The sequence below is a fragment of the Paenibacillus sp. JJ1722 genome (assembly GCF_048282685.1).
In the GTDB taxonomy this organism is placed as follows: domain Bacteria; phylum Bacillota; class Bacilli; order Paenibacillales; family Paenibacillaceae; genus Paenibacillus; species Paenibacillus polymyxa_B.
Genome location: NZ_CP182500.1, coordinates 5,654,957 through 5,679,738, shown reverse-complemented (window position 1 = coordinate 5,679,738; position 24,782 = coordinate 5,654,957). Strand labels below are relative to the sequence as shown.

The 24,782-nt window shown below is 48.1% G+C and carries 24 protein-coding genes and 1 riboswitch; of the genes, 22 read left to right on the top strand and 2 right to left on the bottom strand.

Going from position 1 to position 24,782, the window contains the following annotated elements:
- Positions 1-35 precede the first annotated feature (35 nt).
- Genes ACM1ND_RS25260 through ACM1ND_RS25250 form a run of 3 tightly spaced genes read left to right on the top strand, consistent with a single transcriptional unit; the run spans position 36 to position 4,029 of the window.
- Positions 36-1,670, top strand: a complete 1,635-nt coding sequence (locus ACM1ND_RS25260) for a spore germination protein (protein ID WP_418026793.1) — start codon at positions 36-38, stop codon at positions 1,668-1,670.
- 43 nt (positions 1,671-1,713) lie between these two features.
- Positions 1,714-2,889 (top strand): Ger(x)C family spore germination protein, encoded by a 1,176-nt coding sequence (locus ACM1ND_RS25255; RefSeq protein WP_418026791.1) that lies wholly within the window; start codon positions 1,714-1,716, stop codon positions 2,887-2,889.
- A 27-nt stretch (positions 2,890-2,916) separates the two neighbouring features.
- Positions 2,917-4,029, top strand: coding sequence for a GerAB/ArcD/ProY family transporter (locus tag ACM1ND_RS25250; RefSeq protein WP_023990811.1), 1,113 nt, complete (start codon positions 2,917-2,919; stop codon positions 4,027-4,029).
- 169 nt (positions 4,030-4,198) lie between these two features.
- Here the strand turns inward: ACM1ND_RS25250 and ACM1ND_RS25245 are convergent, their stop codons facing one another.
- On the bottom strand, positions 4,199-4,516 hold the full coding sequence (locus ACM1ND_RS25245) for a hypothetical protein (protein ID WP_080751662.1): 318 nt from the start codon (positions 4,514-4,516) through the stop codon (positions 4,199-4,201).
- A 184-nt stretch (positions 4,517-4,700) separates the two neighbouring features.
- Here ACM1ND_RS25245 and ACM1ND_RS25240 point away from each other — a divergent pair, with 184 nt between their 5' ends.
- The 6 genes from ACM1ND_RS25240 (at position 4,701) to ACM1ND_RS25215 (ending at position 10,003) form a co-directional block, all read left to right on the top strand.
- Positions 4,701-5,096 (top strand): Fur family transcriptional regulator, encoded by a 396-nt coding sequence (locus ACM1ND_RS25240; RefSeq protein ID WP_023990809.1) that lies wholly within the window; start codon positions 4,701-4,703, stop codon positions 5,094-5,096.
- On the top strand, positions 5,072-5,911 hold the full coding sequence (locus ACM1ND_RS25235; RefSeq protein WP_028540753.1) for a winged helix-turn-helix domain-containing protein: 840 nt from the start codon (positions 5,072-5,074) through the stop codon (positions 5,909-5,911). The genes ACM1ND_RS25240 and ACM1ND_RS25235 overlap by 25 nt, the downstream gene beginning before the upstream one ends.
- A 146-nt stretch (positions 5,912-6,057) precedes the next feature.
- A complete protein-coding gene (locus ACM1ND_RS25230; RefSeq protein ID WP_023990807.1) occupies positions 6,058-6,471 on the top strand; it encodes a BlaI/MecI/CopY family transcriptional regulator in 414 nt (137 codons plus the stop codon).
- Between the two features lie 3 nt (positions 6,472-6,474).
- Positions 6,475-7,335, top strand: coding sequence for a M56 family metallopeptidase (locus tag ACM1ND_RS25225; RefSeq protein WP_023990806.1), 861 nt, complete (start codon positions 6,475-6,477; stop codon positions 7,333-7,335).
- 117 nt (positions 7,336-7,452) lie between these two features.
- Positions 7,453-7,860 carry a DoxX family protein gene (locus ACM1ND_RS25220; RefSeq protein WP_023990805.1) on the top strand — a complete coding sequence of 136 codons (408 nt, stop codon included), beginning with the start codon at positions 7,453-7,455 and terminating at the stop codon, positions 7,858-7,860.
- A 154-nt stretch (positions 7,861-8,014) separates the two neighbouring features.
- On the top strand, positions 8,015-10,003 hold the full coding sequence (locus tag ACM1ND_RS25215) for a methyl-accepting chemotaxis protein (protein WP_053326316.1): 1,989 nt from the start codon (positions 8,015-8,017) through the stop codon (positions 10,001-10,003).
- A 95-nt stretch (positions 10,004-10,098) separates the two neighbouring features.
- On the opposite strand, the gene ACM1ND_RS25210 is transcribed toward ACM1ND_RS25215, so the two are convergent.
- Positions 10,099-11,079, bottom strand: a complete 981-nt coding sequence (locus ACM1ND_RS25210) for a DMT family transporter (RefSeq protein WP_226887718.1) — start codon at positions 11,077-11,079, stop codon at positions 10,099-10,101.
- A gap of 181 nt (positions 11,080-11,260) precedes the next feature.
- On the opposite strand from ACM1ND_RS25210, the gene ACM1ND_RS25205 reads away from it, so the two are divergent.
- The 13 genes from ACM1ND_RS25205 (at position 11,261) to ACM1ND_RS25145 (ending at position 24,723) form a co-directional block, all read left to right on the top strand.
- Positions 11,261-12,118, top strand: coding sequence for a LysR family transcriptional regulator (locus ACM1ND_RS25205; protein ID WP_023990802.1), 858 nt, complete (start codon positions 11,261-11,263; stop codon positions 12,116-12,118).
- 69 nt (positions 12,119-12,187) lie between these two features.
- On the top strand, positions 12,188-12,901 hold the full coding sequence (locus ACM1ND_RS25200; protein ID WP_418026787.1) for a pirin family protein: 714 nt from the start codon (positions 12,188-12,190) through the stop codon (positions 12,899-12,901).
- A 15-nt stretch (positions 12,902-12,916) separates the two neighbouring features.
- On the top strand, positions 12,917-13,255 hold the full coding sequence (locus ACM1ND_RS25195; RefSeq protein ID WP_418026785.1) for a hypothetical protein: 339 nt from the start codon (positions 12,917-12,919) through the stop codon (positions 13,253-13,255).
- 179 nt (positions 13,256-13,434) lie between these two features.
- Positions 13,435-15,060 (top strand): spore germination protein, encoded by a 1,626-nt coding sequence (locus ACM1ND_RS25190; RefSeq protein ID WP_023990799.1) that lies wholly within the window; start codon positions 13,435-13,437, stop codon positions 15,058-15,060.
- Entirely contained in the window at positions 15,060-16,277 is a 1,218-nt protein-coding gene (locus ACM1ND_RS25185; RefSeq protein ID WP_418026783.1) for a Ger(x)C family spore germination protein, read from the top strand. Before ACM1ND_RS25190 ends, ACM1ND_RS25185 begins: the two co-directional genes overlap by 1 nt.
- A complete protein-coding gene (locus ACM1ND_RS25180) occupies positions 16,270-16,494 on the top strand; it encodes a hypothetical protein (RefSeq protein ID WP_023990797.1) in 225 nt (74 codons plus the stop codon). The genes ACM1ND_RS25185 and ACM1ND_RS25180 overlap by 8 nt, the downstream gene beginning before the upstream one ends.
- A gap of 43 nt (positions 16,495-16,537) precedes the next feature.
- On the top strand, positions 16,538-17,692 hold the full coding sequence (locus ACM1ND_RS25175; protein ID WP_418026781.1) for a GerAB/ArcD/ProY family transporter: 1,155 nt from the start codon (positions 16,538-16,540) through the stop codon (positions 17,690-17,692).
- Between the two features lie 101 nt (positions 17,693-17,793).
- Positions 17,794-18,645, top strand: coding sequence for a uroporphyrinogen-III synthase (locus ACM1ND_RS25170; protein WP_068938986.1), 852 nt, complete (start codon positions 17,794-17,796; stop codon positions 18,643-18,645).
- 206 nt (positions 18,646-18,851) lie between these two features.
- Complete coding sequence (locus tag ACM1ND_RS25165) at positions 18,852-19,406, top strand: TIGR00730 family Rossman fold protein (RefSeq protein WP_023990794.1); 555 nt, start codon at positions 18,852-18,854, stop codon at positions 19,404-19,406.
- Between the two features lie 56 nt (positions 19,407-19,462).
- A riboswitch (cobalamin riboswitch) is annotated at positions 19,463-19,650 on the top strand.
- A 310-nt stretch (positions 19,651-19,960) separates the two neighbouring features.
- The gene (gene cobJ / locus ACM1ND_RS25160) at positions 19,961-21,757 is read left to right on the top strand and encodes a precorrin-3B C(17)-methyltransferase (protein ID WP_053326311.1); all 1,797 of its coding nucleotides are present in this window, start codon (positions 19,961-19,963) and stop codon (positions 21,755-21,757) included.
- Between the two features lie 92 nt (positions 21,758-21,849).
- Positions 21,850-22,923, top strand: a complete 1,074-nt coding sequence (locus ACM1ND_RS25155) for a sirohydrochlorin chelatase (RefSeq protein WP_279833572.1) — start codon at positions 21,850-21,852, stop codon at positions 22,921-22,923.
- Entirely contained in the window at positions 22,920-23,699 is a 780-nt protein-coding gene (gene cobK, locus ACM1ND_RS25150) for a precorrin-6A reductase (RefSeq protein WP_053326309.1), read from the top strand. Before ACM1ND_RS25155 ends, cobK begins: the two co-directional genes overlap by 4 nt.
- 379 nt (positions 23,700-24,078) lie before the next feature.
- On the top strand, positions 24,079-24,723 hold the full coding sequence (locus ACM1ND_RS25145; RefSeq protein ID WP_013312413.1) for a precorrin-8X methylmutase: 645 nt from the start codon (positions 24,079-24,081) through the stop codon (positions 24,721-24,723).
- Positions 24,724-24,782 lie beyond the last annotated feature (59 nt).

The window sequence follows — 24,782 nt, the reverse complement described above, 5'->3', positions numbered from 1 at the left end:
ATCTATTGCTGCCTTACTGGAGATGAGGTTTGCTCATGATTCGCTATCCCTATCGCAAACATAATAAAAAGTCGGGTGCGGACAAGAATAATGAAAATTCTTCACGTTCTTTAAAAATCGATACTTGTTTGGAAACCAACTTGCAGCAAATTAAGAAATTGACATCAGATAGCCCAGACTTTCTGATTCGCCGCTTTAAATTAGGGCTGAGGGCGGATGTTCCCGCCGCTATTGTGTTTCTGGATAGTATGGCTAAAACGGATACGGTGAATGAACTCATCATGAGATCCATGCTTAGCCGCCCATCTGCTGAAGTGGCTGCTGAGGCGAAGAATGCAGAAGCGCTGTACGCAAGAATACAGAGTCATGCGCTTGCACTAGGAGAAGTGAAGGACTGCGATGATTGGAATTCCATGATGGAACAACTGTTAGTGGGGGACACGATCATCCTATTGGAAGGCTGCGAAAAAGCCATTGCGTGCGGCACACGTGGGGGAGAGACACGCGCAGTCAGCGAGCCAACAACACAGACAGTCGTCAGAGGACCGAAAGAGGGATTTGTAGAATCCCTGTTCACGAATATTTCTCTCGTCCGGCGACGGATTAAAAGCTCCGATCTTACACTGGAGATGTTCCAAGTGGGAAGCACGTCCCTCACAAATGTGGCCATGCTCTACATGAAAAATATTGCAAATCCACGTGTCGTAGATGAGGTTCGTAAACGGGTAGAAAGCATCAATATTGACGCTGTATTTGAGTCCGGCATGGTTGAGGAGATGATACAGGAAAATCACTTTACACCATTCCCGACGATTTTTAACACGGAAAGACCGGACACCATTAGCAGCAATATTATGGAGGGTCGAGTGGCTCTCATTGTAGACGGGACTCCGTTTGTACTGGTGATGCCTACAATATTTGCCCAATTTTTTCAGAGTTCTTCGGATTATGAAGAGCGTTACGATATGGCGACTGTTGTTCGGCTCATTAGATATATCAGCTTCATTATTCTTATTCTGGGGCCTTCTCTCTACATTGCCTTAACAACATACCATTATGAAATGATACCGACTCCACTACTGATCAGCATATTGGCTCAGCGGGAATCCGTTCCTTTTCCGGCATTTCTAGAGGCGTTTATTTTGGAGATTACCTTTGAGATTTTGCGTGAGGCGGGTATTCGAATGCCGCGTGCGGGTGGTCAAACGGTATCCGTTATTGGTGCGCTTGTGTTGGGTCAAGCGGCCGTGGAAGCCGGAGTCGTCACCCCGCTGCTCACAATTATAGTAGCCCTGACAGGAATAGCCAGTTTCGCAATCCCAGCCTATAACATGGCAGTGGCCGGGAGATTGTGCCGGTTTATTTTCATGATACTGTCAGCGTTTATGGGGCTATACGGCATTACATTGGGGCTGATTGCGTTGATTGCTCATATGAACAGTCTAAGTTCCTTCGGGGTGCCCTACATGGCGCCTTTCAGTCCTTTTGTGCTGGAGAGTCAAAAGGATGCCGTATTGCGACTCCCATTTTGGATGATGAAGAAACGTCCTAAAAGCATAACGTCTAAGAACCAAAAACGAATGAAGGATGGAAGCGGGAATTCCCCTTCTGATAAAACCACACCGATGCAGGAGGGGGGCAATCAGGGTGTATCAGGGGAAGAGGAATGAACAAAGGGCAGTAACCTTTAAGGGGAGTATAGGGAGACTGTGTTTGGTCCTGTTACTGTTCGCTCCCTTGTTATCCGGTTGCTGGGATTCTGTGGAGTTAAACCAGAGAGCAGTAGTAGCGGGGATAGGAATTGATATGGTTGGGGAGTCAGATTACGAAGTTTCCCTACAGGTGATCGTGGCAGATGAAATCGCCGGAGCCAAAGCGAGAGGAGATACTCCTGTCGTTTTGTATCGGGAAAAGGGAAAAAATCTGTTTCAAGCGCTCCGCAGAGCCTCACAAAAGGTTCCGAGGATCATTTCTTTGGCGCACACCAAACTGGTCGTTATTGGTGAAAAGCTGGCACGGGCTGGAATCGGCGATATGATGGATTCTTTGGAAAGGTCTACAGAAATCCGGTTGCCGGTGAAAATGCTGGTGGCACGCGGTAATACTGGGAAGGATGTACTGGCAATCATGACCGCGATCGGCCGTATTCCGGCCAATGATATTTCAGGAAAGCTGGAAACATCGGAGCGTTTGTATGCCGGGGATTACGCGGTGACTATCGACGATGTCATTCGCAGCATGTCTCATAAGGGTGGCGGTCCTGTGCTGACGGGCATAGGGGTCAATGGGAATTTGGAGCAGGCTGCAAGCAAGAACAATGTGGACAATATTTTACCGAAAGCCATTGTTCATATTAACGGAATGGGGGTATTCCAAAAGGACCGGCTTGTCCACTGGTTGGACGATGACCAGGCCATTGGACTGTCTATGATCAACAACAAGGTGAAAGGTGCCCAAACAACACTGAGCTGCGGTAAGAATAGGGAAACCATTGGCATCGAAACCTTGTTTTCTGCAACCAAGATACACACTCGGATGGAGCAAGGAGAGCCTATTTTTGTGATTAACTTAAAACAGACCGGGGCAGTACAGGAAGCCGAGTGCTCGATTAACTTACAGAGTCCGGAGGCGATGAAAAGACTGCAGGAGCAATGGACAGAGGAGACGAAAAAAGTAATCGCTTCAACAGTCAGAGACATTCAGCGTACCCGCAGCGATGTAATAGGCTTTGGCCTTGCGCTGGAGAGGAGCCATCCCCAACAATGGAAGAGGCTCTCTCACGATTGGAGCCGTTATTTTGCGGAAAGTACCGTTCGTATTCAAGTGACTTCTATACTGAAACACACTCAGTCGCGGACTAACCCATATTCCAAGGGGGAATCAGACTAGTGAAAAATAGAACAAGGAGGGAAGGCCATGAAAAAAAGGGTACAGATAGGTGCAAAAGAGATGATCTCTCTTATGGTGTTGTTTGAGATGGGTACATCCATGATGTCTATTCCCGGAAGGAATGCGGGCAAGGATGCGTGGATCGCCATCCTCATTTCCACAGTTTTGGGGGCAATGCTTTTTGTATGCTATGGCAGCCTTCACCGACGCTTTCCCGACTTGCTCATGACACAGTACTGCAGAGCCCTTTTGGGCAAGAAAGCAGGGAGTGCGCTTGCTTTTATATATATCGTGTTTTTTCTTTACGGCGGAGCACGGGATCTTCGGGACACGGGGATCCTGATTGCCGACCGGACACTTCAGCATACGCCGTTGACAGTCATTTGTGCCTTAATGATTGGACTTGTAATGTATGTGGTGTATTTGGGAATCGAGGTTGCAGGCCGGACGGCCATCATCATGTTGATTTTGCTACTGTTGCTGGGCCTAGCCACGAATATATTAATTTTGTTGGCAGGCATTGTAGATGTGGGCAATATATTGCCCATAGCCGAGCATGGCTGGCAGCCGATATGGCAAGTTGTTTATTCGCAAGCCGTGATGCTACCGTACGGCGAGATGGTTACGTTTGCGATGATTCTTCCCACATTAAAAAAGGGCTATCGTGCCAATGGGGTAGGGGTCTCTGCTATATTGTTCGGAGGGCTGCTCCTATCTATTGTTACACTGTCCAATGTGCTTGCACTGGGAGAGGATGTGTTTAAACGGGCGACTTACCCGCTACTCTCGATGATCAGCAAGGTCGAAATATCTGATTTTATCGACAGAGTCGATGTCATCGGCGTTATGAGCGTTATTATCTTTGATTTTTTTAAAATTTTCATCTTCTATTATGCCGCGGTTAAAGCCGCAGAGGATGTATTGAGAATGTCATACCATAAACTGATCCTGCCATTTGGGATTATCATGTTAGTCTCTTGTGTATTGATGACACTGAGCTATCAAGATCACCTTCAAACAGGCGAGTTAGTGCTGAAATGGCTGTTTCCGATATTTGCCGTGTTTTTTCCTATCTTGCTGCTAATCGTGTCGTGGCTGAGAAAGACCCGGAATAAAAAAGGAGAGGAAAATGTCTCATGAGACATCGTCTTGCCGACAAAACATACATCAGTACCGGTAAAATGCTCATTTTGATGTTCGATTTTATTCTTGGAAATGCGGTCATTATTAATATGGATAATGAATATGAACGGAATACATGGATTGCCACTTTGAATTTGGACGAATGTCCCTCATCTATGTCCATCCATTATTTGCTTGCGTTTTCCCTTGTTTGTTCTTTCTGATGACTCTCTTGCGGAGAATCAGAGGAAGAAGTAGAAACTTTGAGGAAACGTGACCATTGTGAGAACAGGAAGCGAAATGCGTTTCCTATTGGCTTTTTGCCCACATTTATAAAGAACACTATAAGCATTCCTGCCAGGACGACATATTCCGATGGTCGCATAGTGCGAAAAGCCAATGAAATAGGCTCCCAAGGATGATGAGCGCCGAAAAGCCATTTTATCGATATACTTGTTCCGAGCGTAAGCATCATAAAGAGAATGAATATCCACAGTATTTTCATAAAATATTCCTCCAATGTGTATGGGCTGAGATGTACCATGTATACATTGTGTTGCAAAGCCGTTCAATTTATCCGATCCCATTGACTTGAAATAAATTAAGATTTATACTTATTCTAAGTTGATCTTTATTGTGATTGTAATTTTGTAATTAATATAATCTGCGTTGGTTAAGGGAGATGCGGTATGAGAACTTTAAATTTAACTTCGCAGCGCCAAGCGGTATATGATGTGGTTCGTGAAGCCCACGATCATCCTACTGCGGCTGATGTTATGAATCGGTTGATGGAGCGCGGATATAATCTGGCCTATGGAACAGTATATAATTCCCTACGTTATTTGACGGATAAGGAATTAATCCGTGAATTGAAGCTGGGGGAAGCTGCTAGTCGTTATGATGGACGGATGGACGATCATCAGCATATTATTTGTCAGGTATGCGGCCGAGTAGATGAAGTAATGAGTGAAGTCCCACATGATTGGATTGACACGGTTGCGCATGAAACGGGGTATAATATTGCCCATGCCCATGTCGTATTCGGAGGAGTGTGTAAGGAATGTCAAAGCAAGCGAATCAGATAACGAATCGTTTCAAAGTGGCTGACATGCCTAGACGGGTGAAGGGCAGTTGGACATCGATGTTAGCAGCTCCCTCTACACCTACGGTGCAGACCGTTCCCTCCAATGAGCCTTTGTATTGTCCGACTACACGTCGTATCATTCTGATCAGTTCGGTACCGGGTGTAGTTCATGGGTTGGTGCGTACGTTGTCAGATGCGTGTTTTGATGTGATGGTTTTTCATCGCTGGGAGCCTGAAGTGCAGCGTCATCTGGGAAGCGATTTGTTGATTTACGATTTGACCGCCACCGAACCACAGAGTGAATTACTGGATATCCGCAATCGTCTTGAGGTAGAACATATGAAAGACACACCGGTTATGTATGTGGTACAGGATCGGATGTCTGTACATGCGCATGAGCTGCTTCCTTCGGAAGAGGTGCTGGTGTGGCCGCTGGCTGCCAATCATATGGTGCATGACATTGAACGGATGATTGTACGCCATCCTGCCGCTTCCCGTCAGGTAGCGCAAGCCAGCCGTCGTACGGTATTCAAGGACATCTGGATTGACCGAGATAAAATGCTGGTATATAAAGAAGAGAGTCAATTGAATCTGACTAAAACAGAATACGATTTGCTGCTGAAGCTGATTGATGCTCAAGGCAAAGTGATCTCCCGCGAGCAAATGATGCACGATATCTGGGAGACGGATTTTGTAGGAGGCAGCAACGTTGTAGATGTGCATGTCAAAAGTTTGCGCAAGAAGCTGGATGATCGACCTGCAGAACCAGAATATATTGCAACCGTAAGAGGTGTAGGATACAGATTGGCAGATTGAACTAAAAGCTATGAATACCGATGAATTTCCGCCGGATGGAGACATTCGGCGGTTTGTATATGATTCCATGAAGAAACTGACATTAGGTGTGACGGTTGACTTTATCCGGATATATACACTACAATCGGTAGTGTGAGGTGCTTCTTATGAAACGACTGAATTTTAAAGCTGGCGAAACCGGGCTTAACCGATTTTTCGGACCTCTGGAAGCCAAAATTATGGATATTTTATGGTCCACTTCGGATCGGAGTATCAAAGAAGTGCAGACCGCGTTGGAGGGGGATCGGGACTTTAACTTCAATACGGTAATGACCGTGATGAACCGTTTAGTGGAAAAGGGAATACTGAGTAAGAGTATACGTGGGAGAACGTCTTTATATCGTCCAGTATTAAGCAGGGATGAGTTCATGGATGAGCAATCCAAGGGACTGAGTCACGAATTGGTTGATGAATTTGGTCCGCTTGCTGTCAATCATATGATTGATGCTCTGGAGGTGGCCGATCCGAAGTTGATCGAACGTCTGGAACAAAAAATTAAACAATGGAAAAAGGATATGTAGACGATGTGGAAAACACGTTCTAAATTACTGTTTACAGCAGGCGCCTTGATTTCGGGTTTCGCCCTTATACAGATGGGTATGTACGCCGGGCAGCATGTTTTCGGCTGGAAATTGAATTATAACGTGTTTCAAATATGCAGAAGCTTGTTGCAGCACTACGGAATCGGCTATATGGTGGATGCACTCAGCGGGCTGGTTCTCGTTACCTTCACTATCGCCGGAGGAGAAGCAGTCAGACAGTGTATGGCTACCAGGGCAGCTTTTCGCAGACTGCACCGAATGCGTGACCTGCCGCTGACTGAAGCACTGGGTGAGCGATATCGTGAACTCGGGACCGATCGGATATGGGTCATTGATTATCCTAAGCCAGCCGCCTTCACCATGGGATTATGGAAGCCACGTATTGTATTGTCCTCTGCACTATTGTCCGTACTGGACAAGCACGAGGAAGAAGCGGTCATATACCATGAAGCCTATCATATGAAACATTATGATCCGTTGAAGACCTGGTTGCTGCAAGTGTGTGCTAAACAGCTATTTTACTTGCCGGTTCTGCGTCACATTACCAATCATTATAAGACGGCCCGTGAAATTTTGGCTGATAACGAAGCGATTCATCGAGCCGGTTCACCAGTTGGGATTGGGAGCGCATTGCTCAAGCTTCTGAGTATGACGCCTGCCAATACTCGCCTGGTAAACTCCGCCGCTTGTTCCTCGTTTGCAGAAACGTCCATTAATTATCGTATTTCACGTATTTTAGACCCTCAGCAAGAACCTGTCATTCAAATGCCTTGGCGTTCGATTATGTTTTCCAGCTATGTGCTAGTGATGCTGACACTTATGTTCGCACTGGCGCTAATCTAGTTGGATAAGATGTTTCCTACGGGTGGCGCTTTTCGCGCTCCCGATTCTCGATGTACAATACACTACATTATGTAGTTTGTTACAGGATTTTTATACAACTTAAAAGGAGATGAGCAAATGAATCAAACGCTTATGAATATTGGATTGTTGTTGGTACGAATCTTTACAGGGGTTATTTTTATCGTTCACGGTGCACAAAAGTTTCAGGGATTAGACGGAACCTCTGGCTTCTTCCAAAGTATCGGACTCCCTGGTTGGATGGCCCCTGTGGTCGCTACGGTTGAGCTGGTTGGAGGAATTGCACTGGTTCTGGGTATCGGAACACGAGTGGCTGGAGCGGCATTGACCATTGTTATGATTGGTGTATTGCTAACCGCTAAAAAAGGACAGCCTTTTGGCTCGATTGAATTTGATCTGCTGATTCTGTTCACCAGCCTTCAGCAAGCGCTTGTCGGTGGACGTTTTCTGGCAGTGGATCAGTTATTTGGCCGTAAAAAGGCTGAAAACAGTAACGTACAGGTCTAAATGTTCATATAACCGCGTCCTTAGTCTCATAGGGCGCGGTTTTTGTTTTTCTCCTTTGTGAAATTTTATTGTAAATCATTTGTTACTTTCAACCGATATAACTAACACTGAATGTAATTCAAATATATCGTTTTATGAGCAAAGGGGAAAAAACATGGGAACAACGCGAAAGAGAAAAACTATATGGACACTCAGGAACAAGCTAAGTTTAGGCTTTTTGCTTGTTTTGCTGATTCCGAGCTTAAGTATTTCCATTGCGACCTATAAATCATCATATAATGCTATGGAAAAACAGCTCTACAGCAGTGCAAATCAGGGTGTAGCGACGGCTAACTCGATTATTGAATATGCAATCGCCAGTAAAATTAAAGATGCGAAGTATTTGGCGGAGCGTCTGGACGCCTCAATGATAGATGGTCGAAACAGCCCATTGATTCAGCCCAAACTGATTCAATACAAGGGCTTGCACGAAGATGCGACGGATATTTTTGTTGGAACACCGGACGGGCTGATGATTCGGGGGGTGCCCAAGGAGGACGAAGGGACATTTGATCCTCGCACACGGCCATGGTACATCGAAGCGATGAAGCAACCCGGTAAGGTAGCGATCACCCCTGTTATCATAAATTCATCGGGTATTCCTGTTGTGGTGGTATCTCAGACGCTTTCCGACCAGTCCGGGGTTATCGGGATTTCTCTAAATCTGGAAAGTGTACGCAAACTGGCCTCCATCAAAGTCGGCCAGGAGGGGTATATCATCATTTTGGATCATACGAAAAAATTTGTAGTCCACCCTACGGCTAAGCCGGGTACATCTCTTGATGCAAGCTTTATAAATGATATGTATGCTGCGCAGAGCGGGCAGTATACATATGTGTATGAAGGCCAAGAGAAGTACCTGAACTATGTAACGAATAAAGATACCGGCTGGAAAATAGCAGGTACCTTCTATCAATCCGAGATTAGCGATGCCACCGCTGCCATACGTTATGTAACCATTTTTGTGTTGGCTGCCTCATTGGTGATTGCGCTTATCGCGATTTTCCTGATCACCCGTTCTGTTCTGGTACCGATTCGTAAGCTGCAAAAATCAGCAGAACGAATCAGTGAAGGAGATTTGACGGGCGATTTGGAAACTGGAAAAACGGATGAGGTAGGCGAATTGTCTTCTCACTTCCAAACTATGGTCGATAGTTTGCGCACGATGATTCGAAGCGTACACGAAACGACAGATCGGGTAAGTTCTTCAGCGGAGGAGCTGGCTGCGGGTGCAGATCAGACGACCCAAGCGATTGAGCATGTCACCATTGCTATCCAGGAAGTAGCTGTGGGCAGCGAACGTCAGGTGCAGAGCGTCAAGCACGGCTCTGTACATATGGAGGAGCTTGCTCAGCAAGCAGCGAACGTATCCGAGCGTATGGTGGGCGTATCTGAACATGTGAAGATGAACGCCGAGTCGGCTCAGGAGGGTAGCAAGGCTGCTACGCAGGCTGTACAGAAGATGCATGACATCGACGAGACCGTTAACGATCTCGGACAAGCCATGGACTCCCTGAATGAGCGCTCCGGTGAAATCGTGAATATTATCAGCGTTATATCCGGTATCGCTAAACAGACCAATCTGTTAGCTCTGAATGCGTCCATTGAGGCCGCACGCGCTGGGGATCATGGTAAGGGATTTGCCGTGGTCGCTACGGAGGTGCGTAAGCTAGCTGAGGAATCAGCGAAATCGGCTACCTTGATCTCGGAGCGCATTGAAGCGATGCAGGTGGATATGAATCATGCTCTGGGTGCTATGCATCAAGCGCGGACACGGGTGACGGAAGGCATTGATTCGGTAACCACGTCTGAGCAATCCTTTGCGGAAATCAGCCAGGCCGTGGAACGAGCTATGGAGCATATCAATGACATTACCGGAGTGACTCAGGAAATGGCACGGGGGACTGTAGGTGTCGTAGATATTATGAGCGATATCTCCCACATTTCGGACGAGGCAGCGAGCAACACCGAGTCGATCTCAGCGGCAGCTGAGCAACAGCTCGCTTCTATCGAGGAAATTGCTTCATCTACAGCGGACCTGAGCCAAATGGCAGAGGAATTGCGCGAACTGGTTGGACGTTTTCAGGTTGAAGGAAAATCCTAAAATGATAAGAAGCGCCCGGATACAGGAGGCTATACTCCGTATCCAGGCGCTTTTTTTAATGTTTTTAGCAAATTTTTGGTTTGCAGGGTTAGAAGTTAACGTTGGAAGGACTTGCGGCGATCCAGACGGAAACGGACATCCCGTGAGCTGTCGGAAGGACGCAGCGAACTTCTCTGAAACATATTGTTCAGAATCAGTGCGAAAATGACTAACACTGTACCATATAGTTCAAAACGGCTAATAGCATAACCTTGGAAGTACATGAGTACCAGCGTGGTAATCGGTACAAAGTTAATAAATAGAATTCCGTTCAGTGGAGACAGCTTTCGGATTCCGGCATTCCAGCTAAGCAGGGCGGCTAGCCCTGGAAGCAGGATCATAAAGCTCATTTCGTATTTAACTGACCACACAGCCTGCCAGTCTGGTACCACAATCCAGTTGAAAGCAGAGGCAAATGTGACGACTACGAAGGAGACGAGAGTTCCGAGCAGGCAGGTTAGAGTTGAATACCGAAGAGTAGACCATCCTGCAAAATGGCTGCCTCCCATGGAATATACGACCCATCCGACGACGCCTACGAAAATAAGCAGCAGCGGTAGTAAATGTTGTCCGGCAAGCGTGAAAAAGGTCCATTTTCCGTTCGTGATCACTAGTAAAGCCCCAGCCAGCGCAATCACCATGCTGATTAGTGTATATTTCGGAGGCATTTTACGGGTCATGATCCACACCATCGCAATGGAAATCATCGGCATTAGAACTTCCATTATAGAGGCTACGAGAGTACCTGCTGCCCCCATCGCGTGCTGCCCCTGGAAAACGGCCATATTATAAATGGTGAATCCCATGGTCCCGAAGAATAACAACGTCTTACCCTTGCCCTCAAAGCGAAATGCAGTCCGTCCCTCTTTGAGCCACAATAGCACGACTAAAATGAGTGTAACCGATAAATAGCGCAAAAATGAAAAGTACAGTGGATTGATATGTTGTAATGCAATGTGCGAAACCGGAAACATCGCCCCCCAGGACATACTGGCGATTAGGCATAATAAAGATCCGGTCATGATTTGTCTGTTCATGGTGTACAAAAGCTCCTCCTTGCCGGTCTCAGCGGACATATCTTATGGACACATCATAAAGGATAGGAAGCTGTTGGTAAAATGATTGAAAATAAACATTATGATCATTTAAAATGATAATAAGTGACAAGGCGCGTCAATTTTGATGGCCCATTGTCCTTCACAATAAGGGGGAGCAGTAGTGGATCTGAACGATTTAAACATTTTCCAGACGGTGGCTGCGCATGGCAGTGTCAGCAAGGCTGCAGCCGAGCTTAGCTATGTCCAGTCCAATGTAACGGCCAGAATCAAGCTGCTCGAAAAGGAACTGCAAACGCCTTTATTTAATAGACATAAGCGGGGAATGATCCTCAATGCCGAGGGCAAGCGTCTGCTGCAATATACGAAAAGCATTTTATCGCAATTCGAGGAAATGAAACATGCGTTTCAGAATACCTCTGCACCTTCGGGGGTGCTGGAGATTGGCATTGTAGAGACTGTCATTGCCCTCCCGGCCATTTTACATGCTTACTATAGCAAGTACCCGGATGTCGAGTTGTCCCTCAAGGCCGGGGTTACAGAGTCTCTGGTGCAGGAGGTTGCAGAAATGCGGCTGGATGGAGCTTTTGTGACCGGGCCGGTGAAGCATCCGCTGATTGAACAGTTTGATGTATTTCAGGAAAAGCTGGTCCTCGTATCCCAAGGAGATGACTTTTCTGTTGAGGATCTTACAACCCGTCCACTCCTGCTGTATAAAAAAGGTTGCGGCTACCGGGGACGGCTGGAAACCTGGCTCAAGATGGAGGGGATTATTCCCAAGCAGATTATGGAGTTTGGGACATTTGAGACAATTATCGGCAGTGTGGCGGCTGGTATTGGAATGACCGTTTTTCCCGAATCTTCGATCAGCGGGCTGGTGGCTCAAGGCCTTGTCTGCGGTCATGCGATGCCTGAGCCGTACAATGAAGTAACAACGGTGTTTATCCGGCGTAAGGAAGCCTTTGTTACCAGTACTTTGCAGTCTTTTATAGACGAGATTATCACTCAGACAGAGGCGTAGCTTTATCGCTGGGGCTCGGTTACAATGAGAGGGATTTGATCTCATTTTTCTTCCTGAAGGAGGGCTATTATGTTTACAATATATCCGGCGGCTTCCCGATTCAGCTTCGATAAGGGCTGGCTGCGGGGGAGTCACAGCTTTTCATTCGCGGAGTATCAGGATGAGAACAATACAGAGTTTGGTCCTATGCGTGTCTGTAATGACGATGTCATCGCACCGGGACGGGGATTTGGGGCGCATCCGCACAGTGATATGGAGATTGTTTCGATTGTGCTGTATGGGGAATTGCGTCATGAAGACAACCGTGGACATGTAGCGGTGACCCGTTTTGGAGGCATTCAGCGAATGTCAGCGGGCCACGGCATCATTCATACGGAGCACAACGCTTCACAAACGGAGGATGTCAGTCTACTGCAATTGTGGTTTAGCCCGCATACGAGAGGCCTGAAACCGTCATATGAGGCTACAGCGTTCAATCCTGAGCGTCTTCACGGTCAGCTTCTGCCTGTCGTTGCCGGAAAGCGCGTACCAGGCACAGAGGGTGAAATAGCTGCAATCAATCAGGATTTAACGATTTATTTAAGCAAGCTTCAGCCTGGAGAGCAAGTAGAATTCACACAGGCCGAGGGTCGGCGCGTGTTCCTATTCGTCATCGAAGGCTCGCTGCGTGTGAACGGTGAACATATTCTGCAAGGACGCGATTCCGCTCGTATTGAGCAGGAGCCGAAGCTCTCACTGAAAGCAGAAGATTCTGTTTTTTATATGTTGATTGATTTGCCCTAAAAGGAGGTGCGCACAATGGCGCAGCAGGAAACATGGCTGATCAAGCATGCCGTCACGGGACGTAGCTTTGCTGACAGCCGCAAGCAGGTTTTCGATTGCCATTTGGAATCGGCGGACGGCGTGTTTCGCTTTACGCTTCAAGGACTGTCGCATGAGACGGCGGAGGCGATTGTGCGTTATAGCGGGGAGTTGAACGTATTTCGTTTTGTAACGCCGGTAGACGATGGACCCGTGGTGAAACATTGGTATTACGTCACCCCGGTAAGCGTGGAATATCATGATCAGACAGATGAGCTTACGTTCAAAGCTAGTTCTGAGATTGAATACCATCCCGAGGAGTATTGGGGAGATTAATCATTCCTTTATCATAAATTTTCAGATTTGTACTGGATTTCAGAAGGCCCTGCATCATTGCAGGGTCTTTTTGTTATCTGTTCAACATGTTGAGTTCATTGGATACATAATCCTTTGCAGGCTGGTACATCCTATATTTCATATTATCTGTTCGGCTCATTCGTAAAGGGGGAATAAGGATGAAGAAAGGGCGCTTTCCCAAGTTGCCGAAGCCGCCGTGGAGCCGGCGAGCGATTCCAGCCGCAGACCGCAAGACACGAAATTTCAATGTGCCTAAAGGACTGCCTGAGTCTTCATGGCTGGAACAGCCGCTGCGTAGCAGTGTGGAAGACAATTTGATTGCTTTGCGTGATATTTTCAAGGATTGCTCTGATATCGTCTATCGAGAGCTCATGATTTCCCCTGAACGCAAAGGGTTATTGGCTTATTTTGAAGGTACGGTAAAATCGGAGGATTTGCAGGACCATATTCTGCGGCCTGTCATTCTGGGCATGATGCTCAAGGACCCTGAAGTGAACGGCAAATTGGAGCCGCTGGATGAAACTCGTATCTCCATGTCCCAGACCAAAACGATGGACGAATGGAAGATGGTATCGGCAGCGATACTGGACGGCAATGCCGCCTTGTTTGTAGATGGCACGCCTCGTGCGTATATTTTTAGCGCCAAGGGGGGTGTCCGCCGTGGAGTGGAGGAACCGCAGACCGAATCGGTTATTCGTGGACCGCGTGAAGGATTCACAGAGACACTTCGCGTCAATACGGCACTGTTACGTTTCAAATTGAAAACCTCCAAGCTCAAGATGTACAGCATGACCATCGGAACAGAAACTCAAACGAGCGTCGTCCTTACTTATATTGAAGGGATCATAGATCCAAAACTGGTGGAGGATGTTAAAAAAAGGCTTAGCGATATTAAAATTGATGGTGTTCTGGAGACTGGATATATTGAGGAACTGATTGAGGATCACCCGTTTTCGCCGTTTCCGCAAATGGAATACACCGAACGCCCGGATACCGTCACTGCGCAATTATTGGAAGGACGTTTTGCTATTTTTGTAGACGGAACGCCCTTTGCCCTGATTGGGCCAGTCACGATGTGGCAGATGATGCAAGCGAGCGAAGACTATTACGAGCGCTTTTTTATCAGTAATATGGTGCGCTGGATTCGTTTTCTTTTTCTCATATTGGCTCTCTTTCTGCCTGCATTATATGTAGCGGTGACGACCTATCATCATGATATGCTGCCGACGACGCTTATTTTGAGTATTGCGGCAGCGCGTGAGTCTATCCCTTTCCCCGCTTTGGTGGAAGCACTAATGATGGAAATTTCCTTTGAAGCGTTACGAGAAGCGGGGATTCGTCTCCCCAAAACGGTCGGTCAGGCTGTCAGTATCCTTGGAGCGCTAGTCATCGGTCAGGCCTCTGTACAAGCAGGGATTGTATCGGCCCCGATGGTCATTATTGTGTCGCTCACAGGTATTGCGTCGTTTACCATCCCACGTTTTAACTTTGCCATCACAGTTCGTCTGCTACGATTTCCAATTATGCTGATGGCGGGATTATTCGGATTGTTTGGGATCATTATTGCGACAACGCTGATTGCTACGCATCTAACCAAGCTAACATCGTTTGGTGTTCCTTATATGAGCGGATATAGCCCATACAAACATATGGATCAAAAGGATATCGTCGTTCGTGCGCCTTGGTGGAAAATGACTAAACGTCCTTCCTGGATTGGTAAAGACAACAACAAACGAGCGAAGGAAAAGATGAATGGATCGCCTACAACCGAGGAGGGATGGTGATGAAGCCCAAATCCGATGCACAACAAATACGTAAAGCGGCTGTGCTCTGTTGTCTGCTGCTTTGTTCTGTTCTTTTGGGAGGATGCTGGGATCGCCGTGAAGTGAACGATGTGGCCTTTGTGATGGGTACGGGTCTGGATAAAGAAGGCGATCAATATCGGGTAACGATGCAAATCGCTTTGCCCGGACAACTTGGATCTTCGGGCAGTACAGGAGGAGGGGGAGGTACAAGTGGTACGAAATCCTACTACCTGGAGTCCAAAACAGGCCCAAGCTTCCGGGGAGCAAGCACCGAGGAACAGCGTGCGGTTTCGCGAACGCTGAATTACTCCCATCGACGGGTGCTGCTGTTCGGTGAGACGCTGGCGCGGGAAGGGATTAACAAAATGATGGATGTACTGGCGCGTATTCCGCAAAACCGTCTGTCTTCCCTGGTTGTTATTACGAAGGGATCAGCGATGGAAGTGCTTCAGGCAGATGCCCCGATTGAGCAATATCCGGCAGAAATGGTGCGTGAGCTCAACTATTCCTATATGAAAAAACCTCGTTCTGTTAAGCTGCTGATAAATTCCGTCCTGCTGGATGGTATTGACCCGGTGGTGCCGGTGATGTCTCTGGTGAAGAATGGCCCCTCTAATCTTAAAGACAAGAAGACAAATATTCAGGTCGATGGGCTAGCTGTATTTCGGAAAGACAGGTTAACAGGGATTATAGATAACCACCTCAGTCGATTCCTGCTTTTGGGTATGGAGCAAGCCAAGGAGACAGAAATATTTATCCACCCTCCCAAAGGTAGAGGCTACATATCTGTACACCTCATCGAAAATAATGTCCATATCAAGCCATATATTCGTGGGAACGATATTCGCATGACCGTTCATATGAACTGTAACGGGAATGTGAAGGAAAATGAGACGGATTTCGATATTTCCAACGAGGAAAATTTGAAGTGGCTGGAACAGCAGACAGCCGAGGAAATTAAGAGGGAGCTGGGAGAGGGTGTCAAGGTGATCCAGCAAAAATATCACTCAGACGTACTTGGTTTGGGCCGGGCTATTATTACGAGTCATCCGGATGAATGGGAATGGATTAAACCTCAATGGGATCAACTGTATCCCAAGGTGGAGGTCACTATAGATCCGGTCGTGCATATTGAAAATATCGGTGCGGTCACCAAACCATTCGGGGTCAAAAAGGAGCAAATCCAGAATGAATAAAGTATTTCTATTACCTTTATTGCTGGCTATGCTCTTCATGTATCTGATTGACCGCAAAAGTATTAGGGATGCACCTGCCGTCAATCGCTGGATCTCACGCGTATTGTATGTCATTAGCATTGGTGTCTGGATTTACGGAACATCAACGAAGAGCACTGTTTATGTGGCTACATGGCTGGCCCGTTTTATTGACATGTGGCTCCCCCCTACGTTGTAAATCGTGTAATGGATGCCTGCGGGCAAAAGGAGGATGTACCTGCATGAGACAGTTCACAACCAGACAAATCGTGCTGCTTGGTGTATTGATGGAGGTCGGTATTACCCTTGTACATGCTCCGGCGCAGGCAGCAGATTACGCGAATCAACATGCCTACTGGACCTGTGTAATTGCAGCTATCGTGCTATGCTTGCCGATCTGGGCCATGTTGAGACTCAAGCGGCGTTTTCCTGATCAGGACCTGATGCAGGCCATGGTGAGCTCTCACCCTGTGCTAGGACGTATGCTGCTTGCAGTCTACCTTATTTTATTTCTGATCATTTTTGCACGGGATTTGAGAGTTATCACGGATTTGGTGGAGGTTGTACTTTTGCCGCTGACTCCGATTGTTGTCGTATCTCTTATTTTGCTTTTGACTCTGGCGTTTATGGCCAAAGGCGGAATAAGCACCATCGTGAATATGACCGAGATTTTTGTACCTTTGTTGATTCTGACGCTGCTGACCATGCCGCTTTTTTTCGGGCGTAATATGGATTTTTCGGTATTGAGACCCTATTTACATCCGGAAGTAGATGGAGTGATCAAGGGCAGTTGGCGCATGCTGGGATATATGGCCGATATCATGATGGTTCCCTTTGTGATTTCTGGGAAGAGCTATAATGGGCGTAGTGCGTGGTATGGGCATTTGCTCGGAACCGCATTTCTGACCATGCTGATGTTGCTGTCGGAGTTGGTTATTGGTGTTCCTATCTTGTCCCGGCTATTTTATCCATCCTATGAACTAGTGCGTCAATTGCAGCTAACGGACTTTCTGGATCGGTTCGACTTGTTCGTGGCCGCACTGACTGTACCGACCTTTCTTACGAAGATTGGGGTTGACCTGTACGTTACCAGTTTGGCAGTAAAGCGTATGTTTGCCCATGCATGGGGAAGTCTGATGGTTTGGCCCGTAGGTTTGTTGGGTTACGTCTGTTCGTTTATGCTGTTCTCCAACATCGTGCAAATTTATGATTTCAGCCGGGAGTGGACCGCGGTGATGATCATTTTTTTTGTTATCATGCCCTTGTTGCTATGGATGTTGCTCCGACCCAAATCTAAAGGGAGAGGCGGAGATGATAAGGCATCTAACGGAGAGCGGGATAGCAGTAGTCAGAAAGAAAGCCAGCATGGAGGCAGAACAGGACACGACCACTTATAAGATTACTGTATTTATCGGAAAAGTAATTCTTATTTGTCTTTTACCCCTCTGATTGTATACTTGGTAGAAAGAAATACGACTTCTACAAGGGAGGCAACAGAATGGCACAACGCATGGCAGGTAAGAGAGTCGCTCTTGCTGGTCCCCGTAAAGCAGAAGAAATGGCGCTGCTAGTTGTGAAGATGGGGGGTGAGCCAGTACAGCGCCCGGCCCAGGGCACCGTTTTTTTGGATGATATCGAGCTGCGCAACGCTGTTGTATCGTGGGTGAAGCACCCTCCGGACTGGTACATCTTCACGACAGGTATGGGGCTGGATGCCCTGTTTGATATGGCAGAGGATATGGGCGTGGCCGAACAGATCATGGAGTTGCTGCAATCTTCCAACATTGCAGCGCGGGGCTACAAGACGGTCAATGGACTCAAAAAGCGTGGCTTTACGCCAGCAGTACGAGACGAGGACGGAAGTTTGATCGGATTGACAGGAGCTTTCGCCCCATACGATCTGAAGGGGAAGGAAGTACTGTTGCAACTGCATGGCGATCCAGCTCCACGGTTGGTAAAGTGGCTGGACGAGCAGGGGGCAGTGACCCGCCAGGTACTTCCTTATAAGCATATCCCACCTGAGGAAGCAAAATTGCAGGCGTTACTGGAGGATGTTATCCATCGTAATGTTGATGCTGTTACGTTTACAAGTGGTCCGCAAATCCGATTTTTGGCCCAATATGCCAGAGAGCAAAATCGAATCGAGGAGTTACTGGAAGCTTTTCGTGAGGATGTGATTGCTGTATCCGTAGGGAAGGTGACTGCACAGTCCATTGTGGAAGAAGGGATTGATCGAGTCGTGTTTCCAACCGAAGAGCGCATGGGCGCGATGATGGTGGAGCTGGGCAAATATTTTGAACATAACGATTCGGTGCATGGCTGTGGTCTGAAGATCGTGAATGGTCATTGAAATGAGATAGAAATTATAAATGCAGTATGCTAAAAAATGAACTTATATTTTGGGATACAGAGTAAAATAAAGATAAGGGCCTACGAGGTCTTTATCTTTTTTTGTTGGACATGCATCGACAAAGATTTTTGTTATAGCGAAAATGTTTATCTAATATAATGAATAAGTTTCGATGCATGATACTTAGGACAGGAGCTGAGACGTTAATGAATTCTATTTGCGTATTTGCCGGGTCCAGACCTGGACATTCATCGGTATATGTTGAGGCTGCAGGCAAGCTGGGGGAAGCCATGGCTCGCCATCATATCCGTCTGATCTATGGTGGCTCTAGCAGGGGGCTGATGGGAGAGGTGGCGGATGGAATGCTGGCGGGTGACGGTCAGGTCACTGGCATTATGCCCACCCTGTTATTTGATGCAGAGATCATTCATCGGGGAGTTACCGAATTTATTGAGGTAGCAAGCATGCATGAGCGTAAAGCGGCAATGAGCGAGATGGCCGATGCGTTTATCGCCCTTCCGGGTGGCTTGGGAACCTTCGAGGAGCTATTCGAGGTATTGTGCTGGGCGCAAATCGGGATTCATCGCAAGCCGATTGGGCTGCTGAATGTGAATGGATATTTTGACCCGTTAGTAGAAATGGTGCGTCATAGCGTGCAAGAAGGGTTTACCGGGGCTGAGCATCCAGCGTTATTAAGTATCTCTGCGGACCCGGACGAATTGCTACATATGTTAAAAAATAAAGCAGAGAACTTGAAATAAAGCGTTTTTCGTGCTTGCACAACTGATTGAGGCAAGGTTATGATAAGACCCATAATCAAATAGCGGACAGACAAGGTGCCTTTGCGGTTGAGCAAAGGGTAACAGGGAATCGGGTGCAAATCCCGAGCGGTCCCGCCACTGTAAGGAAGAGGATTTTTTAAAATGGTCACTCGTGAAAAACGGGGAAGACGAAAGAATCCGTTGATGCCAAGCCAGGAGACCTACCTTGATCTGTATGCACCGTTAACCTTCGCGGAGAGGATGGGTGTACGAAATCAGGAAATCAGGCACACGTTGCTTTTTCCATGTTGGCTAGAGGTTTGCGTGGATTTGAACGTGCAGCAGCGTTTGAAGCGTAAACAGTCAGATGGAAAACAACGGCAGGCTGGAGGAAGACAAATAGTGTCTTCTTACGCTGTTTGTTCGTCTGATGAGAGATGCGTACATAGAAACCCCATCCGGGCAGGATGGGGTTTTTTCGAGTTACACGATGTGCATAAATCATTGAAATAGATAGCATAGCTGCCCTGAAAAGGATGAATAGGAGGAGCACGATGAGCCCATTAGGAAAATTGCTGGTGATTGGATTTGGACCAGGAGATATGGAACATATCACAAAACGGGCGCTGGATGCGCTGGCCGAAAGTGAGGTCATTATCGGCTACAATACCTACGTTGATTTGATCCGTCCGTTGTTGAACGGACAGGAGATTGTACGCACAGGAATGACAGAGGAAGTGAGCCGTGCACAGGAGGCGGTTCGCCAAGCAGAGATGGGCAAGAAGGTAGCTGTCATTTCCAGTGGAGATGCGGGAGTCTATGGTATGGCAGGGCTGGTGTATGAGGTGCTGATGCAAAAAGGCTGGCGACGCGAGGACGGGGTTGAGGTAGAAGTCGTACCGGGGATCTCGGCTATTCAGTCCTGTGCATCACTGTTGGGGGCGCCAGTTATGCATGATGCGTGCACGATCAGTCTGAGTGATCATCTGACCCCATGGGAAACGATTGTGAAGCGCGTAGAAGCAGCGGCTTCGGCCGATTTTGTGATTGCATTATACAACCCGCGCAGTGGTCGGCGTACCCGCCAGATTGTGGAGACGCAGTCCATTTTGCTGCGTTACCGCGATCCGCAAACTCCAGTCGGGTTGGTGAAAAGTGCTTATCGTGAACGTCAGCAAGTTATTGTAACGACGCTGGAAGATATGCTGAACCATGACATTGGGATGCTGACGACTGTAATCATCGGCAATTCCTCGACGACAGTGTATGACGGCTTGATCGTGACTCCGCGCGGATATCAGCGCAAATACACATTAGATGCGACCGAGCAGGCACTCAAGCCGCACCAGCGTCTCCGCACGGAAGCGGAGCCGTGGTCGCTGGGCGCACAAGAGGATACACCGCAGGCAAGCGCAGCCCCGACTACGCCCGCTGGACCCTCCGCGAGCGGCGCTGCGGTTGCGACGCAGGCACGCCCGCAAGCGATGGCTGCCGTGCAGGCAACGAATGCTGTGCAAACCGGCGCAGCCCCAGCATCGCTGGCGGCAGAGGCACTAAGCCGCCTCGCTGTCGGCGGCAAGCTGCCTGGCGCAGCCAACGCTCGCTGGAGCGGGCAAGCGCCTACCGCCGAGAGCACCGCCGGAACGTCAGCGGTGGCCGGAGCGGGGGCTACGGCTGGAATGGCGACAGGCGGCTTTGGCAAGCCTGCGCTGTTTGAGGTGGGCGTTTCCCCGGGTGTGGGAAACAAGAAGTTCACCGCTCGTCAGATGGCGCTGCTCGCCGAGGTAGCGGGTGATGACGGCGAGCTGGAATACACGCCAGATCATCAGATCGTGCTGCGCGTGCCGTGTGCAGACCCCGAGGAACTGGTCGGACGGCTGCGGGATGAACGATTCATTGTCATGCCGATTGGCGATGTGTTTAAGGTGAAGGCGTGCGACTTCTGTAATATGGAGAAGGATGACGCTGTACCTGTGGCTGAGCATCTACAGGTTGTACTTGGCGGATTACAGGCACCCAAGGAAACGAGTATTGCATTGAACGGATGCGGTATGGCTTGCTATGGAGCGGTGCTGGAGGATATCGGAATCGTCTATCGCAAGGGAGGATACGATCTCTTCCTCGGCGGCAAAAAATTCGGCCGCAATGCTCATGCTGCTCAGCCTGTAGCGGAAGGAATTCCGGGTGATCAGATTACTGATATCGTGGAGAACGTCATTGCTGAATATAAGGAAAAAGGGCATCCGAATGAGCGTTTTCATAAATTTTTTAAACGTGTAGGTGTCGTTGCGGGTTTCCGGCATGAAGATGCACCAGCAACGGTAGAAGTGAATGCGGTTTGTGGTGATTAATGGAATGAAGGCCTGATGAACTGGATACAAGCATATATATAAAATAGGGCGTCATGCAGGTTATCCCTATTAAAGAGGAGGAAAAAACAGCAGTGGATGCAATATTGTTGGTTGGACATGGAAGTCGGGACCCGGAGGGGAACCAGGAGCTGCTGGAATTTGCACAGGCAGTGGCAGACCGGGTACCGGATATGTGCGTGGAAACCTGTTTCTTGGAGTTGGCACGTCCCAGCATTGCTGAAGGGATGCAAACATGTGTGGAGAAAGGGGCGACGCGTGTCGTTCTTATTCCGATTATCTTGTTCGCAGCGGTACATGCCAAAATTGATATTCCGATGGCTATTGACCGGGCAAAAGCAAAATATCCGCAGGTGGAATTTGTATACGGACGCCCGATTGGCGTTCACGAGAAAATCGTCAGCATTCTGCAAAGCCGCTTGAAAGAGGCCCGTCCGGTTGCGATTCCAGCGGGAATGAATAGCGCTGTAGAGGCATTTCCCGAGGTATCCGACGAAGAAACGGCGGTACTTGTGTTAGGACGCGGAAGTAGCGATCCAGATGCGAACAGTGACTTTTTCAAAATCACCCGTATGCTGTGGGAGCAGCTTTCTTATACGTGGGTAGAGAGCAGCTTTATCGGTGTGACGCAGCCTTCTTTTCCCGATGGATTGGAGCGTTGTGTACGATTGGGGGCCAAAAAGATTATCGTGCTTCCCTATTTTCTGTTCACGGGTGTGCTGATTAAGCGCATCGGAGAAATGACCCAGGAATTTGCCGAGGCTCACCCTACATTACAAGTGGAGATGGGCGGATATTTTGGTTTCCATCCCCAATTGATTGAACTGGTGCTGGAGCGAGCTAAGGAAGGCTTGTTTGGCAAGGTTACAGCCAATTGTGATAACTGCCAGTTCCGTCTGGAGGCGCAGGAGCACCACCATCATCACCACGATCACCATCACGATCATGATCACCATCATGAGCATGAGCACGACCATGAACATCATCATCATGCACATGAGCACGATCATCATGATCACCATACACACAGCCACGATCACACTCATGAGCATGTCCATGCTCACAGCCATGATGACCATGATCACCATCACGAGCATTCACATACGCCATCTGTAGTGAACGGAAGCGGGCAGGTGAAGGGCTCATGATATTCATGCTATGCGGAACGAGCGACGCTCGGGAATTGGCGCTGCAAATCCGTGACAATGGCTTCAACGTATTGACCTCGGTCGTAACCGAAAGCGCGGCAGCCAGCTTGTCCGAAGTGGGACTAGACGTACGTACAGGCCGAATGACAGCCGATGAAATGGCTGCAATGATTCGGGAGCAGGGAATACTGGCCGTCGTTGATGCCAGTCATCCTTTTGCAGAAGAAGCACATGCGAATGCGATGACAGCCGCTCGCGTATCCGGAGTTCCTTATATTCGCTACGAGCGAACGGGACTGGTATATGACAATCATCCGTTGCTCCACATCGTGTCTTCCTATGAAGAGGCCGCATTAGAAGCGAAGCAACTCAAAGGCTCTGTAATGCTTACGACAGGCAGTAAGACGCTCGGCACGTTCACCAAGCATTTACTCGGAGACCCGGAGATTCGTCTGGTTGCACGCATGCTGCCGCGCTTGGACAATATGGAGAAATGCAGCGAACTGGGCATGGAGCAAAAGAATATTATTGCCATGCAGGGACCCTTTTCCCGCGAGATGAATGAAGCATTGTACAAGCACTATGGCACGACCGTGATGGTCACCAAGGAAAGCGGACGCACGGGAGCAGTGGATGAAAAGGTTCAATCTGCATTGGAGCTGGGGATTCACGTACTTTTGATTTCCAGGCCGGAAGTGGAATTTGGCACAGTATTTGATCATTTCGACGGAGTCATCGACGCACTGCGTATAGACAAAGAGGAGTCTGTGCTTTAAGACATAAGCCTATGAAGTTGGTCGGTCCAGTCAATCCGATGAATTCAGAACGATTTCTGGCGTGTATTTAAAATATAGTCATCTTAAAATGTGCAGTTTTTGTGTAGAGGTGTTTGTAACTCCTTAACATGAATGTCATTTTCCCTATATAAGACGAACTTGAAAAATGAACATAAAACGGAGTAGTCGGAATGGTGCTGTACAAGCGTAGCGGTCGCTTTTGTCCCCGGATTTCTACGCTGATCATAGGTTTTATTCAAGGAATCCGGGGGCGGTGGCGATGGGAAGCACCATCCGACTGCGTAGTGGAACAATAGGTAACTTTAATGTTCTAAGCTAATTTAATTTTCTAATTTTCCATAAGGGAGTGGTCGATACGATGGATTTTAAAACAGATTTCAAACCGCTAACGGTACAGCCGCAGGAGATTGAAGGCAAAAGCTTCGAGATGATCACAGAAGAACTGGGAGAGCATCCTTTTACAGCAGAGCAATATCCCGTTGTACAGCGTGTCATTCATGCATCTGCTGATTTTGAGCTGGGCCGCAGCATGGTGTTTCATCCAAAAGCGATTGAAGCCGGGGTTGCAGCTATTCGCGCAGGACAGCAGGTAGTGGCGGATGTGCAAATGATTCAAGCTGGGCTGAGCAAGGATCGTATCCGTCAATTTGGTGGGGATGTGCATGTGTACATATCTGACCCTGACGTCATGGAAGAAGCGAAAAGGCTGAATACGACACGCGCCATTATTTCGATGCGCAAAGCGATTCAGGCGGGCGAAGGCGGTATCTATGCCATTGGTAATGCACCGACAGCGTTGTTGGAGTTAATTCGTCTGGTGAAAGAAGGAGCGGCTAAGCCCGGACTGGTAATTGGCATGCCCGTAGGCTTCGTCTCGGCGGCAGAATCCAAGGACGAGCTGCGCAAGCTGGATATTCCGTTCATTACGAATATTGGACGCAAGGGCGGCAGTACAATTGTCGTAGCAGCATTGAATGCGATCTCCTTAATGGCTGTCCGCTAGATGCGGTTGTCCGTTTGCTGTATCATGAAATGAATTGGAACATGATCAGCAGAAGAGGT

What these genes read in the sequence shown, in the direction of transcription:
- ACM1ND_RS25215 (WP_053326316.1), top strand. Translation starts at nt 8,015, where the DNA reads ATGGGAACAACGCGAAAGAGAAAAACTATATGGACACTCAGGAACAAG.
- ACM1ND_RS25230 (WP_023990807.1), top strand. Translation starts at nt 6,058, where the DNA reads ATGAAACGACTGAATTTTAAAGCTGGCGAAACCGGGCTTAACCGATTT.
- ACM1ND_RS25185 (WP_418026783.1), top strand. Translation starts at nt 15,060, where the DNA reads ATGAAGCCCAAATCCGATGCACAACAAATACGTAAAGCGGCTGTGCTC.
- ACM1ND_RS25195 (WP_418026785.1), top strand. Translation starts at nt 12,917, where the DNA reads ATGGCGCAGCAGGAAACATGGCTGATCAAGCATGCCGTCACGGGACGT.
- ACM1ND_RS25170 (WP_068938986.1), top strand. Translation starts at nt 17,794, where the DNA reads ATGGCACAACGCATGGCAGGTAAGAGAGTCGCTCTTGCTGGTCCCCGT.
- ACM1ND_RS25175 (WP_418026781.1), top strand. Translation starts at nt 16,538, where the DNA reads ATGAGACAGTTCACAACCAGACAAATCGTGCTGCTTGGTGTATTGATG.
- cobK (WP_053326309.1), top strand. Translation starts at nt 22,920, where the DNA reads ATGATATTCATGCTATGCGGAACGAGCGACGCTCGGGAATTGGCGCTG.
- ACM1ND_RS25235 (WP_028540753.1), top strand. Translation starts at nt 5,072, where the DNA reads ATGTCAAAGCAAGCGAATCAGATAACGAATCGTTTCAAAGTGGCTGAC.
- cobJ (WP_053326311.1), top strand. Translation starts at nt 19,961, where the DNA reads ATGAGCCCATTAGGAAAATTGCTGGTGATTGGATTTGGACCAGGAGAT.
- ACM1ND_RS25220 (WP_023990805.1), top strand. Translation starts at nt 7,453, where the DNA reads ATGAATCAAACGCTTATGAATATTGGATTGTTGTTGGTACGAATCTTT.
- ACM1ND_RS25245 (WP_080751662.1), bottom strand. Translation starts at nt 4,516, where the DNA reads ATGAAAATACTGTGGATATTCATTCTCTTTATGATGCTTACGCTCGGA.
- ACM1ND_RS25240 (WP_023990809.1), top strand. Translation starts at nt 4,701, where the DNA reads ATGAGAACTTTAAATTTAACTTCGCAGCGCCAAGCGGTATATGATGTG.
- ACM1ND_RS25190 (WP_023990799.1), top strand. Translation starts at nt 13,435, where the DNA reads ATGAAGAAAGGGCGCTTTCCCAAGTTGCCGAAGCCGCCGTGGAGCCGG.
- ACM1ND_RS25200 (WP_418026787.1), top strand. Translation starts at nt 12,188, where the DNA reads ATGTTTACAATATATCCGGCGGCTTCCCGATTCAGCTTCGATAAGGGC.
- ACM1ND_RS25165 (WP_023990794.1), top strand. Translation starts at nt 18,852, where the DNA reads ATGAATTCTATTTGCGTATTTGCCGGGTCCAGACCTGGACATTCATCG.
- ACM1ND_RS25210 (WP_226887718.1), bottom strand. Translation starts at nt 11,079, where the DNA reads ATGAACAGACAAATCATGACCGGATCTTTATTATGCCTAATCGCCAGT.
- ACM1ND_RS25145 (WP_013312413.1), top strand. Translation starts at nt 24,079, where the DNA reads ATGGATTTTAAAACAGATTTCAAACCGCTAACGGTACAGCCGCAGGAG.
- ACM1ND_RS25260 (WP_418026793.1), top strand. Translation starts at nt 36, where the DNA reads ATGATTCGCTATCCCTATCGCAAACATAATAAAAAGTCGGGTGCGGAC.
- ACM1ND_RS25250 (WP_023990811.1), top strand. Translation starts at nt 2,917, where the DNA reads ATGAAAAAAAGGGTACAGATAGGTGCAAAAGAGATGATCTCTCTTATG.
- ACM1ND_RS25180 (WP_023990797.1), top strand. Translation starts at nt 16,270, where the DNA reads ATGAATAAAGTATTTCTATTACCTTTATTGCTGGCTATGCTCTTCATG.
- ACM1ND_RS25225 (WP_023990806.1), top strand. Translation starts at nt 6,475, where the DNA reads ATGTGGAAAACACGTTCTAAATTACTGTTTACAGCAGGCGCCTTGATT.